Genomic DNA, 17,441 nt, shown 5'->3' on the forward strand with positions numbered 1-17,441 from the left:
GGAACCGCATCTACTACTTAGTGTCGACGCGCCCGATCGGATCGGTGCTGTCACTGAACGCGGAGCGAGCAGCGGACCAGCTGCTTTCGTCGACGTGGAGAGCAGTCCTCAGATACGCGGTACTCATCTGCTGGATGACGGCCACCCGCTCAGGGTTCTCGTCGGTGGTCTCGGCCACTTCGTAGCCGACGATCCCGCCGAGGGCGTGCTCGGCCCCGTAGAAGGTGAGGAGGTCGGTGGCGCCGGGGCTGTATGTGTAGGCGTCGGTGAACCAGTCGGGTCCGCGGCTGGACATCTTGGACTGGTCATGATCGCCCGCGATGACGAGGGTGGGTGTGGTCAGCTCCTGGAATGAGGGGCGCATGAACGGAAAGTTCGCCTGCGCGAACGGATGCAGGTCTTCGCCGCCGACGCCGGTTGCTGCGAACAAAATGCCAGCGGTGACTCGGCTGTCAGACAGGTCCTCGCCGACCTGGCCGGCTTCGTCGAAGATCCGTGCGCCGAGGAGCGACTGGGCCGTCTGTCCGCCCCAGGAGTGACCGGTCGCGGCAACGCGGCTGCGGTCGATGCGGCCAGCAAGTCCGGGTACGGCGGTCTCGATGGTGTCGAGCTGGTCGAGGATCCGGGTGAGATCCGCGATCCGCTCGGTCCAGATCGTCGGAAACGCCGGGTGGTCGAACCCGAAACCGTTTCGGCGCGAGTCGAGGTGGGTGGGCTGGATTACGACGAACCCTCGCGAGGCCCAGAACGCGGTGAGCGGCGCGTAGCCGTCGAGGTTCCACCCGTTGCCGTGGGAGAACACCACCACGGGGAGGTTCGTGCCGGCAGTCGGCGCGGACACACGCACCTCCAGCGGGACCGGACGGTCGGGGGCGGACAACGTCACTGGAGCGACGGAGACGACCGGAGTGCTGGCGCCGATGATGCCGTCCAGCGCGTCGAAGAGAAGCGAGGTCATGGCCATTCCTTTCTGAGGCGCGCTCTAAGATACGATTTATCGGAGCGTCGTTCCGTAACGTTACGGAACTATGCTCCGTAATGCAAGTATGCGCGATCAGTATGGAGAGGACGGGCACATGGCTGAGACCGAGAGCGACCGGTCGCACCCTGCGCGGCCCCAGCAAGTGGGCCGTCCGCGTCGAAGCCAGCAGGCGCTCCTAGACGCCGCGGCAGCGGTGTTCGTGACCTCCGGAGTCGACGCTCCGGTGCGCGAGATCGCAGTCGAGGCCGGCGTTGGTGTGGGGACGATCTACCGTCATTTCCCGACCCGTCCGGAGCTCGTGGTGGCGGTGTACCGGCACCAGGTCGAGGCGTGTGCAGAGGCAGGCCCGCGACTACTCGCTGAGAGCTCGACGCCCGAGGCAGCCTTGCGGGCATGGGTGGCTTTGTTTGTGGAGTTCCTCGTCACCAAGCACGGCCTCGCCAGCGCACTCCACGGAGACAGCGCCGGGTCCGATGCTCTGCATACCTACTTCGTCGGACGTCTCATGCCAGTGTGTGGCGACCTCCTCGAGGCAGCACTCGAATCCGTCGACGCAGCTCCGTCGGTCGATGCGTACAACGTGCTCAAAGGCATCGGCAACCTCTGCATCGGCGCCGCAAGTGACGCCCGGTACGAGGCCGGCGCCCTCGTGCAGCTATTCATCACTGGCGTGCTTAGCCGAGGGCCACGCTAGCCCGTGCCGATTGCGCCCTCGCGCGGAGCACGACAGGAAGCGCCGCGAGAATCAAGCCATTTGTCGTTGCGATTCACATCCCTACCCGTGCAGAAGGGCTTTCCAACGGAACATGCACGATGAACGTTCCTCTTGGGACCGTGGCTTGGTCGGGTAGGCCCGCACGACGCATACTCAGCGGATGGCCCGTAGATCCTGGATTCTCCTTGCCGCCGAAGGGGCGGTCATGCTCTCGATTGGCGGTGAGCTGGCCGGTGCGGGCCACGGAATCGTTTGAGCGATCCTCGTGGTGCTTGGTGCAGTGACGATTGGCATCGCGATCGGGCGCTACCTTTCGAGTAGGCCGCCCCTCAAATGAGCCGGATTTGCGGCCAGCGGATCCCTGAGGGCATTAGGGTCCTTTCGGAAACCCGGAAGGGTAACTTTCCACCATGCCGTCCTTGATTCAGCAGCGCCAAGCTATCGACCGGCGGCGGACAATAGGAACTTTCCAAGTCGTCACTGGCTTGCTCTTTTTGCTCCTCGTCGGAGCCTTAGCCCTTAGCGGCAGTTTCACAGGGACCGTTTTCCTAGAAGCGCTGATCGGAATCTCGATGGTGGTTTTCGGGCTCGTGCGGCGCCGCGATGCCCGACGTAAACAGTCGGCCTTCGAGGCAAAAGGAGGCGCGGACACAGGAAAGCAACGTCCGATCACGTAACCAACTCTGACCTGCTGGGAACCAGCCGTAGACCGCTATCAACGCGGAGTTTGTGTCGGCGCCGTTCGGTGGGAAGCAGAGTACGCGAATCCTCCATCCGGCCGTCTTTACCTGGTTTCCCATTCGTGCTTGGACGACTCAGCAGTTTCGCGAACGTAGAAGGTCCGGCTTGCGGGCGAGCATTGGACGCAGCACTTCACGAGCCGCATACCACCGTCTTCGTCGGCGTTGGGCGCATGGTGCACAGGAGCGCGAGATCTGCCGTTGCCTGGCTCCACGTCAGTTGCGTCGTTCCGACCGCTGCCGGATACCGCATTGCTTCTTCCTTCCAGCTCGCTGCGCTCTCGCACTCGACTATGGAGTTTTGGAGTTCCTTGAGCCGGGTTTCCCCTCGGGGTGGCTGTGCGGACAACTGCAAGTATGTCGAGCATCCTGTGTGACTCGAGACGTTCGACGCGGGAGTGTGGGAGGGCGTCTGCATGCTCGAAGTGTGTGTCGTCGGCTGACCTGATACGGGTGATTCCGCGCACCCGCACAATGTCAGTGCGGTAGCCGCGAAAAAGGTCACTCCACCAACGCACGACGCGGAAGGTGTCCTGCGGGGTTGTCGCATTCGACCGCCTCGACCGTCAACTCGTGAATGGATTGCCCCGATCGCCTCACCGAGCATCGAGACGGAGTAGCTACTTCTGCGATAGATCACGGCTACCCGACCGCCCGGAATTGTGGTCTGAGCTGCCGACGACTGGGCCCCGCATCAGCAGGGCTAAGCGTCGCGGCCGGAAGAGGTCGCTCCAGTCGAGGCTTCGGCGCGAGGTCGAACGGGCGGGTTTGCCGCGTCCTCTTTGAGGCGAATCTTGGCCTGTCGTTCGACGAGGACGGGGACGTAGTCGCGGATGGGTTTCCCGGCGAACACCTGGTGTTCCTGGTTGACGACATCCCGGATGTGGTCGCGTTCGAGTAACGGGAACTTCTCCGCTAGCCGGTCGATGACTTGTCCGACGGACTGATCCTCACCTGGGGTATCCATGCCGGAAGTCTGTCCCGGTCGGGCGAAGACCGCAATCCCGGTCCTTTCCTGCGGTGCGGGTCAGGCGGCGCGGGTGAGGCGTCGACGGAGTGCGTCGAATTCTTCTGCCGCATGCTCCGACGTCATGGCGCCGTCCTCCACAGAGTGACGGATCGTCTCCAGCTGGAGCCTCAAGGATGCGCGGTCTCGGTCGGTGATGTCGGTGACGTTCATGAGGGCCGTCTCGGCGGCCATTCGTGCCAGGACGGCGTCACGGGTCCAGCGGTGCACCAGCATGAGCGCCTCCCTCGATGTCTTCGTTCCCAGGGTTCAAGGATGAGCGATCCCGGTACGGCTCGGGTGGACGGTGTGTGAAAGGTGGGCGAAGACGACTCAACGTCTTTCCGGGACTGCGAGTGGGACGAGGTCATCGAATTGTCGTATGAACCCCACCTCGTCGAGCCGGCCCTTGACGCACTTGCTGATCGCGCCAAGCATTGGACGCTCGTATCGACTGTCTCCGTGTACGCCAAGAACGATCAACCGGATGCGGACGGGTCAGCGTTGCTCGTTGAACCGTTGGACATGGCCGAATAGGCGGACGCCAAGGTGGCGGCCGAGCGAAGCGCCGCCGCTCGTCTTGGATCTCGCCTTCTCATAGGACGACGAGGGCTCATCGTCGGAGTGGGTGATCCGAGCGACCGCTTCGGGTACTGGCCGGCACGCTTCAGCCGAATTGGGCCGACGCTGGTGCCTAGGACGGAAGGACGTTTCGTTCAGGCCATCGACGTCTCTGACCTGGCCGCCTGGATCGGCCAGGCGGGGCGGGCCGGACACACCGGCACCGTCAATGCGGTTGGCGAGACGATTCCCCTGGCTGATTTTTTCCGTCGAGCGTCATCGGTCGCTGGCTACAGCGGCGAGCTGGTTGAACTCGACGACGATGTCCTGCTCTCCCAGGATGTTCGCTACTGGGCAGGACCTCGCTCGCTTCCGCTGTGGTCGCCCATTGAAGATGATGCTTTTGCGCAGCGATCCGCCCATGCGTTCCACGAGTCAGGCGGCACCACGCGATCTCTCGAAGAGACGCTGAAGAGTGTTTTGACCGACGCTCCCGTGGCGTCGCTCGAGCACGCCGTTTCGGTCTTTCCGCGGCCGAAGGAAGAGGCAGTCCTGCGGAGCGTGCGTTAGAGGCTCCCCTGCAAACGCCAACCCTCACGAACGATAAAGGTTCCCTTCCGAACACCAGCCGGCTAGCACGCACCGCGTCCTCCAGCGAATGCCGTCCGAGCCGGACCAAAGTTGTCCAACTGCCGCCGTTTCGACGGAACCGAGTGGAATACCTTCTTACTTCTTGCGTCGCTTGCGTCTCTGGACGAGCCAAACGATAAAGCACGCCAGCAGAGTAGGCGGAAGCAAGATAAGAGCGAGGTTTGTGCGGGTATCGGCCACCGACGCTAGCGACAGAATTGACGCCAGATTTCCCCACAGATGAATCGGCACCTGGTTCAACTCCCATGATTTTCGATGATCGCGTTCCACACCAATAATGCGCTTGAAGCCAAAGGGAACGCCGCGACGGGGAGCACGCGGTGGTGCTCGTGACGGGCGACGGTGCGCGCTGACCGTACGGTCCCCTTGAGAATAATTGCGACCCGACCACCGAACAGGTCCCGGATGGGAGCGCGTCATGGCGGCGCCTCGGTCATAAGAGAGCCCCCTGGGTCGAACCAACGATTCAAAATTGGGCCGTGGCCGCCCCCTGGCTGATTGACGTTCCTCTGCGGACGCGGGCCTGCAACCACCGAGCAACTTCGACCATTGGGCCCATGTCAAATCCAGGAGTAGCCTCCGTCCATGATGGACCAGAGGCCGGTTGACGATCAGCAGCCGCGTTGGGTCCGCCGGGATAGTCAGCAGGCCTGCTTCCTGGTCGGCGCCCTTTTTCTCGTCCTCGCGATCCTTCTGCCCGTTCTTTTCATTGCGGGTAGAGAGTGGACCGCCCCCTCGATCGTGCTCGCAGCCGTCCTCGAGATCTCCTGGATCGGTCTTGCCCAGGCGTACCTTCGCAGTGGCATCTACAAGAGAAACGGTACGAGGCGATAGGTCAAGGGTTGAGCTCTTGACCTCTTTATATAAGCGGCACAACGCGGCCGAGGAGTCCTCGTGTGCCCATAACATCCCTCGGGATTCGCGAACGCTCAGGGTCTCCTTGCGACCAGCGCGTCTGGTGCACGCTGATGGTCCGGCTTCCGCACCTGAGAGGAGAACACGATTGCCTGCAGTCCCTTACTCTGCAAGTCACGAGCGGAAAGGGCTCAGCATGGATGAAGACGAGGACGGCTTCCAGTTCGCACCGAACCAGCGGCAAAATTCCGTCCAGAAGGCTGGCTTCAACTTCAGCCTTGTTTTCGGCATCGCGCTGGTGCCCATCGGCATCGCTTTCATAGTTGTCCTAGCGGCAAAGCAGGAAAATCCGATTTTTGGCATACTTGCCGTCGCCGCGGGCGTCTTGCTCACCTTCGGTGCTCGTTCGGTCAACCGGGACCAAAAGCGAAGATAGTGCAGGAGAACCTGGGTCGAACAACGACGACGACCAGTTCACTCCCGGTGCAAACATGACGCCTCTCCGAACCGCGATGGAAACTAACGCCGAGGCTCCTGCGCGACCGCAGTGAACCACACGGTAGGGGTTCCCGATCGGACGCCGGCCGCGAGCCGCACGTAGCGGGTTGGCGTGGACGCGCCAGTAGGCTCCGAGGATGACTCTGCGCCGTGTCCTCGACTACATCGGCATCACCCGTCCAAAGGGTGAGCGCAGCTGGTTACAGAAGCTTCTGGAGCGACGTCGCGCGCGGTAGGGATACCCCACGACACTTCGTTGAGCCCTGAACTGGGATGTGTTCCAGTCCTCGTCGCGCCCGTATGGTCGCGACATGCGCATTAACTCCAGCTACCTTTACCGGTCCGTCGTGGTGCTCGCGATCTTGGGGGCCGTTGCCGATACCGTTCTGTTCGCGGTGGCTCTCCTTCACCTCGCCACCGGCCCCTCGAACTTTGCCTATGAGCTGCTGAACGTCGCCGTCCACGGTTCCATCATCGAGACTGTGATGGTGGCCGTCGCGTCTGTAGCGGCCGCGCTTCTTCGTCAGGGCCCCGCAATCTTCCACGGTTTCGTGATGTTGCTCGCGAGTGGCTTTACCGGTGGAATCGCACTCGGCCTTTTCTGGACAGGTTCCGGGCTGGCCGGTATCGACTCCACCAGGCAGCCGGCACGACTGAGTTCGATGATCTACGCGATCTGGGGCGTCGGATCGCAACTGTGGCCCATTCCCGTCATCTTGACGGTGACTGCGGGAATCGTCTGGGTTTCGCCCAGTCTTCGCTCGACCTGGTCCCGTCGCGGCCAACAGGCAACGTTGCAAACAGCTAGCTAGAAAGCCTCGAGCCGGAACGTTCCGGGCGAGCGCCGTGTGGATATGGAGGTTCCCAGGAGTCCACCGCCATGCGGCGTACGCATGCGATTCCCTCTGCCCGTCCGCCAAGGCGGACTCAGAAGGTCCGTCTATCGTGCCCGAGCTTGGAATAAGTCGCGGCGCCAGGGCGGCGACGGAAGCGAACGGCGTTCACCGTGGGCAAGCGAGTTCTAGCGCCCGCCACATCTGTTCAGGTCGAGTAATCACACATTGCATTCCCAAGACCGCACCGCCGACGTCGTCGTGCGCTGAGTCGCCGATCATCAAACAATCCGTCGGGTCCGTGTCGAGCAAATCCGCCGTTAGTTGAAAGATCCGTGGATCGGGTTTGACGTATCCGACCTCATAGGACAGGACCACTGCGTCCAGTGCCGAGGCGATGCCCCAACCTTCCAGCGCGGGGCGAATGTTTAGGGCAATGTTTGAGATGAGAGCCAGACGCACCCCCGCGCTCGATGCTCGGACGATGAACTCGGATACGCCCCGGTTCAACTCCCATTGGTTCGGCATCGTCTCGTAGAGAGCTTCGGCGTCATCGAGTGCGATCGCGCCGTCGTGGCTCAGGGTTGAAACGAAAGCGTGCCTGTGTGCTGCCGGATCGAGATTCCAATCCAGGGTTGGGAAGAGATTTCTCGCGTCGCCCCAAACGTTTCCGAGCCTCTCCACTGCCATCGGCCTTGACGCAGGACTACTCGCCGTCAGGGATCCTGCCTCATCGATCCACATCTCCATGGATCGCACGACTGCCGTGGTGTTATGAAAGTCCAGCAGCACGGCCCGAGGATGAGCACCCGATCGGCTGGACAGGGGCGACTCGCCTAACAATGCTTTGCCGCCGAACTGATCGCTTTGCGCTGGGTTGCTACCGTGTCCGCTCATAGAACAAACCTAAGCCGGCGAGATCGCTCATCGAGGGATTGCGACTCCCGCTGGAACAACAGAAGCGGTAGCGGTAGCGGCTCCTCTGTGATTGCTCGATCAGGCGCGGAGCGAAGATCCTCTTGGAAGGGCTAGTAATCCGTTGACCGGGTGCTGCTGCCCTCCTGGCACGGGGGTGGAGCTTATTTGGAACACTGATGGCTATGAACTCAGAAACCCGTGTCGTTGGGTTCGTGACCACGATGGCAGTTGGCACGATCGTCTGGGGCGAGTGGTTCACGTGGAAAGCCTCGCTCGATGGCTTCCCTGGCCGCCGCCTTGAGTCGAGCAAGGACAGCCAGCGCGAGATCATTCTCGTGCCAGGATTTCCATCACGTGACGATGGCCGTGCGAGCCTCGTTCAGAAGTGGCGTTGCCGGATTGTAGATCGATCCACGAGTTCTTCTGCAGCACTGTTTGTGTTCAGCGGAGGCCCGTCTCGCGGAGGCCGATCCGAAGCTGCCGTTATGTCCGCCTACGCTGTCGACCGCTCGGTATCCAGGCGCACTCTGTTGTGCTCGAAGAGGAGTCCAAGAACACCTGGGAAAACGTGGCCATGTCGCTTCCGTTTCTCGAAGACGCTCAATCCATTGTGATCGCCTCCAACACGTTTCACGCTCGCCGCGTGAGGAGCTACCTCCAGAAGCAGCGGCCCGATCTTGCCCTTGCGTTGCTCCGAGGACGCGACTCGATTCCCGGTGAGCTCGCGCCGATCAAACCCGTTCTCGCGTTATACGAATGGCGACGTGCCAGGAAAGCTCGTTCGCAGGGCTGAAGCTAACTGCACGGTCACCGTTCTCCTGCGGACGCCCACCGCCTCCAACGGTGAGGGTTCCCTGGCGAACGGCGGCCGGGGAACGATCAGGGTCCGGCCTGTGTGCGGCTCATTTCGATTGACGAACCGTAGCGCTGGCGATCCCTCGGGCAGAATCAAACGGTGTCGAACGATCTGAGCCCTCGCTCCCTCCCGCTAGTCGCCGTCATACTTGGGCTCGGCGGTTTTGGAACCCTCGGGTACAGTTCCGTCCTCGCTTTCCAGGATGCTAGGGAATCCACGGGTCCGATTTTTGAGACCGCCGTGGTGGTCGGATTCGTGGGGCTATCTCTCGTGGCGGTCGGCATCGTACTTTCAGCCCGGGCCGTCCGACTCAGGACTGCATTCGCGCGTCTTGCCCTTGGGATTTGTGTCGCGGCCTTACCCGTTGTCATTCTTGGCTACCTGGTCGTCCTATTCCTGTTCTACAGCTGATTGAAGAGGAAGACACCTAGTCGGCTAATCGCAGGAGATCTGATGCCTTGGGCGTGACCTTCGTGCGGGCCGATACGAAGCAGAGTCCTCGCCCTCCCGCGATTACGCGATCGATGCCGCCGGGAGTTCCGCTTCGAACGTCGGCCGAGACGAATGCTGAAGACCGCCTACCGCATGCGTCAAGTAAGTGAACAGCAGTGCTTGTGGTACACCGATCTAAGGCTTGGGAAGGTGATGGGCGGATTTCTTCCCCTCGTTCCCCGTCACGAACCCTTCGTTGTCGTAGCGGACCGATACGATCAACCAACACTGGAAAGGGAAAAGCATGTTTGCCAATGTAGGTGGATACGGCTTCGCCGTTGGGGTCATCGTCGCCTACGTCGTCATTGCCGCCCTGGGGATCTTCGTCGGGTACCTCATCATCCGCACCGCGATCCTCCGCGCCCTAAACAGTCATTACAAGACCGTTCGACTCTTCGAGAAAACCGGTCAATGGCAACCCCGCTACCAAGGCAATCGGCGACCTCACGGAGCCGACACCACCGAGAACTCCTGAACGAGGATCGAGCGCTTGCAAGGCGTCACCTCTGCCCAAGAATGATGCACGCAGGATGACGTGGACACAGGATCGTTCTCGCTCACACCGGCCTCGCTTATCGCGCACTTCTGCCGTAGCTCGGCACTGCGCGTTTGGGAACGGACGCGGCGGTGCGGACACGGGCGACCCTTCATTCAGCCACTTTCGGCGGGTACACACGCGCACCTCTTAGCCACACGAACTTCCGCCCCAAGGACGGGTCGCCCCTCACGCTCTGCAGGACCGGGTTGAATGCCATCGGCCTCGTCATTGTCTGGTTCTGCTCAGGCCACACCATCGCCCGCCGCAACATACCCTCACGGTGAAGGTCCAGCCGCTAGACGGTGCCGGTCGAGCGCGAGCCCATGTCGATGCATTACCTCGGGGTTGCGTATCCACCGCTCCGAGCAAGCCGACCCAGCTTCGGAACGGCGCGCGAGAAGCGGTGGCCTGGTGCGGCGAGAGCTTTGGTCATAGGCGACCTCGGGGACGCGAACTCGTTGTCGAACACCGGCCGAAGGAGCTGCTCTTCTAGCCACGTAGCGGCAAGTGACGCGAACAGATCCGGGGTTCCAGAAAGCCCGCGCACTTTCAACTCATGCGGTGAGCCGAACACATAGTCGCCAGGATCTGGAAAACCCGTTTGACCCCACCCGCCGCGAAGTATCGGAACGCGATCGTCCCGGAACTGCACGAACACATGCAGCGCATTGACGGACCCAGCGATCCCTTGAACCGCCACCGCCACCATGAGCGGATCGGGCGAGGAGAACGTCTCCACGAGGGTGTCCTCGGGCTTCACGTCCGTCTTCCATCGCGCAGCGGCCGCCCGAAGAACTGTCAGGTACTCCGCCTCGCGGCTCTGGCGCGGTCGAATGTCGCGGAAGAAATCGGAAGTCACGCGCTCAGTGTCTCAGGGCGGCGGATGACCACACCGCCTTTCAGGGCCGTCGTCGCGTCGCGTGACTCTCACACGCGCTCGGGGTTCCCTCTGCGCGTCTGTCGAGGCGGACGTTGAAGGTCCGGTTGCGGAGTTAGTCGACGAGAGAGACAAGGGACTCGACGGCGTTCCACAGGTCGTGCTGAGTGCCGCTAGCAATGTGCGCATCGGTCTTCGTGTACTTGTATTGCGCCGAGAGAGCGATCCTGTGGATGGTTCCGATTTGCGCGTTCGTGCCAGCGGAGGTGACCGTCCAGTTCCTGCCATCGTTCCGACGAACCGTGTAGGAACCCCCGTCATCCGTCTTGGCTTCGAAGACGACTTCTCCTGTCAAGTCGGAGTCGCGTGATGCGGACCGTCCGTCAACCTGGACGTCGGTGATCATGACGGGTCCTTTCATAGCTGCCATCTCTTGTGACGATGTTTGGGAGGTGTCTTCCTTGCGATGCAAGCACTTTCATAGTCCTCTTCGCCGGAAGACGCCTTGCGGGTCGCTAATGACCTTCTCCCACGCAGAGGGTTCCCCCGCGGACGCGAGTCGAGATCCCTCGAAGGCGAACGCTGTACGTCCGGCTAGCGGTCCTCGTCAACGGGACCCACATCAGTCCCATTGTCCGCAACCTTGGCTCGCCGGAATAGGGACCCTCGATTCGAGGTCAGCGCCAGAGCAATAAAGGCAAGAATGGATGCGACCACCACATTTCCACCAACAAGCGGCCGGGAAAACACGTCGACTGCCAAAAGCGCAACGGTTGCGGCAAGGTATGCGCAAGACGCAATAAGCCAATTCCGCGCGTGCCGAACCGATCGCTGCCGTCGAGGCTTTGAACTGTTGCCGGTGTTCATGACAGGACCTTATCGCCGACTGATGGCTTCGCCGAGCACGCAGGTCGCTGCCCTCTGCCAGCGGCAGTTCGCGCTCCCTTTTGGCAGACAGTGGTGATCCCCCCCCCCCCGAACGTCGGCCGAGGCGGACGCTGAAGGTCCGGCCCGCGCGCGCCATTGGTCAACTGATCTGACAGCAGTCCCTCCCGAGGTAACCGCTCCGAGTGGCCCGGCCTTGGTGGCACGATGCGGGTTCGTCTTCCGGCTGCGGTCACATAGTCTCGCTCCATGGAGGAAGTAACCGGTGTCGTCGTCTGGTGGAGCGAGGAAGAGGGATGGGGCACCCTCCGGTCGGAGATGGCTCGTTCCGACGTGTTCGCCCACTTCTCGAACCTGGACATGGAGGGACATCACGTCCTGCAGCCGGGCCAGAGAGTCGATTTTCTCCTAGAGGAATACCCGCGTGGACAAGATGGGTATTTCTATCGGGCCGAGCAAGTTCGGGTCATCGGCCTTTAGGGCGAAAGTCCAACGCCGCAGCAGGCGAATGAACAGTCGGCGTTCCCGCTCCGCGACGGAGCGATACTGTGGCGCAATGCTGAGTTCGCGTCGTCTCCTTACCGTCGAAGCGGTTCTCACGCTGGCCCTGGTCCTGCTCGTTCTCACGTCCGCGTTCGGGTGGGATGTCAGGCTGTATTGGGTGGGCGGATTCATTGCCCTGGTTGCTCTCACAATGATCATTCTGAATTCGCTGGATCGTCGCCGCCGGCTCTAGCGTCCGTAGACCCTTCCCTCATATGTGCCGGTCTAAGGAATCCACAAACGGTAAAGACCGGGCTTGTGGGGAGCCCGGGCCCCTCGTTGAGATAAGAGGTTGCTGCTCTCTATGGACGAGGTCGAAACGAACCGCGCGCCGTCCAGGCGAAAATGCCTACGGCGATGAACGCCAGCCCGAGAAGGACGAAGAGGCCTCCTTGCGCCTGCCCGTGAATCAGCTCGACAGCCCCAAGCACGACGCAGAGCAGGCCAGCCAGGGGGAATGTGAAGCCTACGAGGATGAGGGCCACCCTCGCCTGAAAGAGCCAGAACCGCTTGAACATGAAGTCGATCCTCGCCCAGGAAGGGACCTTGCACTCAACCCGAGATTTCGACGCTCCGGCAGATGTGCGCAGGACGTTGCGATTCCGGGCAAAGTACGACTTGTCTCCTCCGCGAGGAGGATCCCTGAGGCGGAAAGCGTGAGAATTGCGCGAGAGAATCTACTTTGGGTCCCATGAGGAATCTCGTCCGGCTCGTCGACGCTGCCTTGCTCCCCGTTGTCGGGGTCGTCTTCGGCGTTCTGTGGATCATCGGCACTGCCAACACGATCTCGGACAGGACGCCGGTCGAGTGGATCCCCTACGCCCTGATCGGCGTGGCGATCGCCACCGCGCGCCTCTCCTCGGCGGGAGCGCTGAGTCTCGTCATCTCCGGGCTGGCCGTTCAGGCGGCCGTTCCTCGGCTGCGGTTTGCGGAGGGGGGCTGGCCGGCGTACGCGGGTCTTCTGATCGTGCTCTTCGTCGTCGCAGCCAAGCCGGATGCCAGATCGCGGGTATTCGGTCTGATCGTGGGGGTCACAGGATCCGTCGCCGTGGGGATCCTGGTCGGCGCCGCTGGCGGTCAGCCGCTGGTGGCGATGCTGGTCGCCGGTGTCAGCACCGTCGCAGCGTGGGTGCTCGGTCTAGCGGTCACGCTCGTCCGCCAGCGGAACGTCGCATCGAAGCGCAGTCGCGCCCTCGAACACGAGGTGGATGCTGCCGCGACAGAGCTCGCCGTCGCCCGGGAGCGCGAGAGGACCGCGCAGGACGTGCATGACATCATGGCGCACTCGCTGGCGGTGATCGTCGCTCAGGCCGATGGGGCCCTATTCCTGCAAGGGGAGAGACCCGCTGCTGCAACGGAGAGCCTGACGGCGATCTCCGTGGCCGCGCGCGAATCCCTGGGAGAGCTGCGGGTGATGCTGCAGTCGCTGACGGCGGATCCCGAGGGGCACTCTCATCCGACGCTGCAAGACCTCGACTCACTTCTTGCTCGCATGCGGTCCGCGGGTCTGCGGGTCTCGGAGACGACGTTCGGTGAACCCGGCCTACTCACGGCCGGGCAACAGCTGGCCGTCTACCGAATCGTGCAGGAGAGCCTGACGAATGCCCTCAAGCATTCGGGGCCCACGTCCGAGGTGCGCGTCACTCAAGACTGGCGCGGCCCGGGGCTCGCTCTCGGCGTCACCTCGATTGGCGGCCATGAACCACGACCAGGGTCGCCTGCCGGAACTTCTCGTGGAATCACCGGGATGACCGAGCGGGCGCGGCTCGCCGGGGGCTGGCTCGTAGCGGAGCAGGATCACGAGGATGCTCGCACCTTCGTCGTCACCGCCTTCATCCCCACGGTGGCCGCACCATCGGTAGCTGTCCGATGAGTCCGATCCGTGTCGCGATCGCCGACGACCAACGGCTTTTCTGCTCGGGCATTCAGATGCTCATCGAGTCGCAGTCTGACCTGGAGTTCGCGGGCGCCGCGTATGACGGCGACACCATAGTGAATCTCGCGGCGACTGTCGGACCAGACGTCATTCTGATGGACATTCGTATGCCCGGCCGCAATGGGATCACGGCGACTGAAGCGATCTGCGACCGGGCCGGCGATGCCGCTCCGAAGGTCATCATCCTGACAACTCACGAACGAGACGTCGCCGTACTTCAGGCGATCACCGCCGGCGCGAGCGGGTTCCTCCTCAAAGACACCAACCCGGACTTCCTCCTCGCCGCGATCAGGACCGTGCACGAGGGCCAGTCCGTGATCGCCCCTCGCAGCACGGTCGCGCTCATCCAGGACCTGATCCCGGCAGGCGGCAAGCCGGCCGACCAGTCGGTCATCCAAGCCCTGTCCGTGCGAGAGAAGGAAATCTTTCTCCTGGCCGCGCGCGGTCTCACCAACGCAGAGATAGCCTCGACGGCCTTCATCTCAGAGACGACGGTGAAAAGTCACGTCTCGAGTATCTTCGCCAAACTTGACCTGACGTCGAGACTGCAGATCGTCGCGTTCGCGTACGAGCACGGCCTCTTGAGGTAGGCAGTCTCCTCCGCGAGGAGGAGAGAAACCCTCCCGGGTGAACAGTCGTAGTTCACCCCGCAAACGATGAGGTTGGAGGTATGAAAGCCCTTCGGATTCTTCTCGTCATCGACTACAAGCTCGCCTACCTCGGAGGCGCTCAAACGGCCCTGCGGCAGCAGGCGATGGCCCTCGCCGGCGCCGGTCACGACGTCACGGTGATCGGATCGGACGCCACGTCCGATCCGGTCCTCGCCGAGACGGGGGTCTCCACCGTGGACCTCCGACCGCTGCTGACCGTCCCAGTCGTGGACCTGCCCATTTTCGTCAACAGTGCCGCCATGCGGACGCGGCTCGCCGGTCTTCTCGATCGGCGGCGCGTCGAAATCGTAATCGCCCACTCCGAGTTCGGCCTTGCCGCGGCAGCCCTCGAGGTCGCCGGCGACCGAGGAATCCCCACGATGCACACCGTCCACACGTTCTTCTGGCGGGGCCCGCGTCTCGCCGGCGTCGTGGCCCCGCTCGCCTCCGCTCTGCACGCCGCGGTCACCGGGCTGCCGGTCCCTCGCGGGGAGTTGGCCGAGCGACGACTGGACAGCTCTCTGCGCAAGATGACCCTGGCCGTGTCCCGCCGAGCGGACCTGGTCGTCTCACCGTCCCACCACCAAGGTCATGCGCTGCGCAGGGCCGGTCTCCCGAGGGTGGCCGTCATCTCCAACGCGACACGCATCCCCGCCGAGCACGCGGTGCTCCCGCCGCTCGACGGGCCGCTTCGGCTTGTCTGGGCAGCCCGGCTCGCGCCCGAGAAGCGTCTGAACGTCGCACTGCAGGCCATGCAGATCGTCGAAGCGACGATGGGGACCGGCGCAGTGCACCTGGACGTCGCGGGCGGGACACCGCGGTCGGGACCCCAGGCGAGGTCTGTCACGTTGCACGACCGCGTGACGCCCGAGGAGATCGTGGCGCTGCTCGGGAACGCGCACGCAGCAGTCATCACGTCGCACGGGTTCGACAACCAACCCATGATCGCCATCGAAGCGTTTCAAGCCGGTCGCCCCGTCATCGTCTCCGATCCCACCCTCGCGGCCGAGTTCGGGGCCGCGGCCATCGCCACGCGCACACCGGACGCCCCGGGTCTCGCCCGCATGATCATCCGGCTGGCAACTCACAGCGAACAACTCCTAGAGCACGTGAGGGCGGCGACGGCGGCCGGGCTCGCATCTTCGCCAGAGTGCCACGTCGCGCAGCTCGAGGCTGCCTACAAGCGGCTGAACCAGAATCGAACAGGATCTGTCCTCGCCGCGCGAAGGTCCGCATGAGCATGCGGTGCCCCGGCGCGGCCCGACCAATAGACCCTCAGACCCGACGCTCTGCGCCTTGATAAGGCGGCTCACCCTCCGCCACCCTGAGGTCTTGCTCCTCAAGCGTCTCGAGGGTTGGAAGGCGCTCGTCCTCCCGCCGGCCTTCCATGTTCATCGTCGTAATCCTCCACCGCCTCCCTTCTTGTCGAGAAGGCTCCAGCACAGAGTTCCCCCGCACGTATCCGGTTCCTTATTTGTTTTGTCCAGCGGCCACACCCTTCCAAGTTCGGTCTTGCGATGGATGTGAAGGGCCTCGAATATCTGAGACTTTTTCCCCGTGAAGAAACCCTTTTTGATCGGCATCGCGGCCGTGGCCCTCGGTGCGGGCGCCACCGTACTGGCCTTGGAAACGACAGACGCTGCGATTTATCTTCCGCCCCGTGGAGACGTCCCTGCGGCGTCGGCGTCCGTGTCAGTCGTCGCCCGTACGTATTTGGAAGCTGCTGAGCACAGTGACTGTGGCTTGACGAGAGCCCTCACGGATGCACGCTCAGCAATGGCGCCTTGGTGCAGGCATCCTCACGTCGTCTCGTTCCACAATTTGGAGACACCAATTTCTTCCCCGGCCACGGAATCCTCGGGGAACGAAGCGGAGACTGTCGTGCGTTTCCACTTTGTGATCACGGGCGGAGCCGATGCGGGTTTTTCGTCCAACGCAGATCAAATTTGGGGCCTTTGGTTCCGGCACACGCAGGCGGGGTGGCGCGTGTGGGATCAAGGCGTCGCCTAGATCATCGGCGCCCATGGCTGTCCAACGCTGAGGTCCTAAAGGCCCTTAACAAGGCTCAGGCCGACCGTGCCGCCGCACAGCTCCGACGCGCCGGCCGCACTCCCGAGGCGCAGGACCCCCGCCGCAGCGGGGCCCGCGAGGCGGCGGAGCGGGAGCGTCAGCGCCGCGACCGCGCCCGCGGGGACGACGCCCGCGAACGCTGAGAGTATTCAGTCGGTGCTGTCGTCTCCCAAGAGGTCTGAATTCGCGTAGGCCAGACGTCGCAGGTAATTCGACAAGAAGTACAAGGTTGACGCCCCGGACGGAGCTAAGCCCCCGCACCACAGCGCGTCAGCTCCACCAAGAGCAAAGTGCCCACGTTCATAGCGACACACACGTCGTTTTTTATACTCAGAGAGTTTGAGGGTTGACGGTTAGGACTCGAACAGTTAGAGTTCTGAGTATGAACGACGCAGAGCCCACCTTCACCAGCAACCTTGAACTGCTGCGCTGGGTTGGCTGGGCCCAGCAGCAGGCCGGGCTCGACTGGATCCGCGAACGCGGGCTCAGCCACCAGCAGAGCTTCGCGCTCGGCTTCCTCGTCCAGAACCCCGGCTCCATCCAGCGCGACATCGCCGAGATGACCCGCACCACACCGGCCAGCGTCTCGAGCCTCCTGCAGGGGCTCGAGGCACGAGGCCTCATCGAACGACGCACCGAAAGCGGTAACGAGCGCAGCAAGCGCGTCTACGCCACCTCGGCCGGCACCGAACTAATCTCTGGGTTCGACACCGCCATGCGAGCGGCCGAAGACATCATCCTGGCTCCCCTCGACGAGGCCGAGCGAGAGACGCTGCACGGCCTCCTCACCAAGATCACCTCCGTCCTCCCCCAGCCGACCCGGCAGTAACCGGGC

General features: G+C 62.9%; 20 protein-coding genes. 13 read left to right on the forward strand and 7 right to left on the reverse strand.

Translation table 11 applies throughout. From position 1 onward, the window contains the following. Positions 1-13: 13 nt before the first annotated feature. Positions 14-958, reverse strand: a complete 945-nt coding sequence (locus AS850_RS03440) for an alpha/beta hydrolase family protein (RefSeq protein WP_119870099.1) — start codon at positions 956-958, stop codon at positions 14-16. Positions 959-1,076: 118 nt separating this feature from the next. Here AS850_RS03440 and AS850_RS03445 point away from each other — a divergent pair, with 118 nt between their 5' ends. After that, complete coding sequence (locus AS850_RS03445) at positions 1,077-1,676, forward strand: TetR/AcrR family transcriptional regulator (RefSeq protein ID WP_119867867.1); 600 nt, start codon at positions 1,077-1,079, stop codon at positions 1,674-1,676. A gap of 1,464 nt (positions 1,677-3,140) precedes the next feature. Here AS850_RS03445 and AS850_RS03450 read toward each other — a convergent pair. Both AS850_RS03450 and AS850_RS03455 read right to left on the reverse strand, forming a co-directional pair. Then, the gene (locus AS850_RS03450) at positions 3,141-3,404 is read right to left on the reverse strand and encodes a three-helix bundle dimerization domain-containing protein (protein ID WP_216819847.1); all 264 of its coding nucleotides are present in this window, start codon (positions 3,402-3,404) and stop codon (positions 3,141-3,143) included. A 60-nt stretch (positions 3,405-3,464) separates the two neighbouring features. After that, positions 3,465-3,680, reverse strand: coding sequence for a hypothetical protein (locus tag AS850_RS03455; RefSeq protein WP_119867868.1), 216 nt, complete (start codon positions 3,678-3,680; stop codon positions 3,465-3,467). A 387-nt stretch (positions 3,681-4,067) separates the two neighbouring features. Here AS850_RS03455 and AS850_RS03465 point away from each other — a divergent pair, with 387 nt between their 5' ends. From AS850_RS03465 to AS850_RS03480, 4 genes are all read left to right on the forward strand, one after another. Next, positions 4,068-4,574 (forward strand): hypothetical protein, encoded by a 507-nt coding sequence (locus AS850_RS03465; RefSeq protein ID WP_119867870.1) that lies wholly within the window; start codon positions 4,068-4,070, stop codon positions 4,572-4,574. 666 nt (positions 4,575-5,240) lie between these two features. Further along, positions 5,241-5,489, forward strand: a complete 249-nt coding sequence (locus AS850_RS03470; RefSeq protein WP_119867871.1) for a hypothetical protein — start codon at positions 5,241-5,243, stop codon at positions 5,487-5,489. A gap of 217 nt (positions 5,490-5,706) precedes the next feature. Continuing rightward, entirely contained in the window at positions 5,707-5,946 is a 240-nt protein-coding gene (locus AS850_RS03475) for a hypothetical protein (protein WP_119867872.1), read from the forward strand. Between the two features lie 373 nt (positions 5,947-6,319). Beyond that, entirely contained in the window at positions 6,320-6,820 is a 501-nt protein-coding gene (locus tag AS850_RS03480) for a hypothetical protein (RefSeq protein WP_123955440.1), read from the forward strand. 189 nt (positions 6,821-7,009) lie between these two features. On the opposite strand, the gene AS850_RS03485 is transcribed toward AS850_RS03480, so the two are convergent. Beyond that, complete coding sequence (locus AS850_RS03485; protein ID WP_119867874.1) at positions 7,010-7,738, reverse strand: HAD family hydrolase; 729 nt, start codon at positions 7,736-7,738, stop codon at positions 7,010-7,012. A gap of 553 nt (positions 7,739-8,291) precedes the next feature. On the opposite strand from AS850_RS03485, the gene AS850_RS17030 reads away from it, so the two are divergent. From AS850_RS17030 to AS850_RS03495, 3 genes are all read left to right on the forward strand, one after another. Further along, positions 8,292-8,552: an ElyC/SanA/YdcF family protein gene (locus AS850_RS17030; protein ID WP_442856896.1), complete on the forward strand. Its 261-nt coding sequence runs from the start codon at positions 8,292-8,294 to the stop codon at positions 8,550-8,552. Between the two features lie 162 nt (positions 8,553-8,714). After that, complete coding sequence (locus AS850_RS16235; RefSeq protein ID WP_123955441.1) at positions 8,715-9,026, forward strand: hypothetical protein; 312 nt, start codon at positions 8,715-8,717, stop codon at positions 9,024-9,026. Positions 9,027-9,351: 325 nt separating this feature from the next. Next, entirely contained in the window at positions 9,352-9,582 is a 231-nt protein-coding gene (locus AS850_RS03495; RefSeq protein ID WP_119867876.1) for a hypothetical protein, read from the forward strand. Between the two features lie 397 nt (positions 9,583-9,979). Here the strand turns inward: AS850_RS03495 and AS850_RS16240 are convergent, their stop codons facing one another. Both AS850_RS16240 and AS850_RS03500 read right to left on the reverse strand, forming a co-directional pair. Then, positions 9,980-10,504, reverse strand: coding sequence for a hypothetical protein (locus AS850_RS16240; RefSeq protein ID WP_123955442.1), 525 nt, complete (start codon positions 10,502-10,504; stop codon positions 9,980-9,982). A 133-nt stretch (positions 10,505-10,637) separates the two neighbouring features. Beyond that, complete coding sequence (locus AS850_RS03500; RefSeq protein ID WP_119867877.1) at positions 10,638-10,928, reverse strand: hypothetical protein; 291 nt, start codon at positions 10,926-10,928, stop codon at positions 10,638-10,640. 728 nt (positions 10,929-11,656) lie between these two features. On the opposite strand from AS850_RS03500, the gene AS850_RS03505 reads away from it, so the two are divergent. Then, positions 11,657-11,887 carry a cold-shock protein gene (locus AS850_RS03505; RefSeq protein WP_119867878.1) on the forward strand — a complete coding sequence of 77 codons (231 nt, stop codon included), beginning with the start codon at positions 11,657-11,659 and terminating at the stop codon, positions 11,885-11,887. Positions 11,888-12,252: 365 nt separating this feature from the next. Here AS850_RS03505 and AS850_RS03515 read toward each other — a convergent pair whose 3' ends face one another. Next, a complete protein-coding gene (locus AS850_RS03515) occupies positions 12,253-12,468 on the reverse strand; it encodes a hypothetical protein (RefSeq protein WP_119867880.1) in 216 nt (71 codons plus the stop codon). 173 nt (positions 12,469-12,641) lie between these two features. On the opposite strand from AS850_RS03515, the gene AS850_RS03520 reads away from it, so the two are divergent. The 4 genes from AS850_RS03520 to AS850_RS03535 all read left to right on the forward strand — a co-directional run bounded on the left by AS850_RS03520 (position 12,642) and on the right by AS850_RS03535 (position 17,435). Continuing rightward, a complete protein-coding gene (locus tag AS850_RS03520) occupies positions 12,642-13,823 on the forward strand; it encodes a sensor histidine kinase (protein WP_119867881.1) in 1,182 nt (393 codons plus the stop codon). Further along, positions 13,820-14,476 (forward strand): response regulator, encoded by a 657-nt coding sequence (locus tag AS850_RS03525; RefSeq protein WP_119867882.1) that lies wholly within the window; start codon positions 13,820-13,822, stop codon positions 14,474-14,476. Before AS850_RS03520 ends, AS850_RS03525 begins: the two co-directional genes overlap by 4 nt. An 80-nt stretch (positions 14,477-14,556) precedes the next feature. Continuing rightward, complete coding sequence (locus AS850_RS03530; RefSeq protein ID WP_119867883.1) at positions 14,557-15,774, forward strand: glycosyltransferase family 4 protein; 1,218 nt, start codon at positions 14,557-14,559, stop codon at positions 15,772-15,774. A gap of 1,214 nt (positions 15,775-16,988) precedes the next feature. Next, the gene (locus tag AS850_RS03535; RefSeq protein ID WP_119867884.1) at positions 16,989-17,435 is read left to right on the forward strand and encodes a MarR family winged helix-turn-helix transcriptional regulator; all 447 of its coding nucleotides are present in this window, start codon (positions 16,989-16,991) and stop codon (positions 17,433-17,435) included. Positions 17,436-17,441: the final 6 nt, after the last annotated feature.

Source organism: Frondihabitans sp. 762G35 (assembly GCF_002074055.1).
GTDB lineage: Bacteria > Actinomycetota > Actinomycetes > Actinomycetales > Microbacteriaceae > Frondihabitans.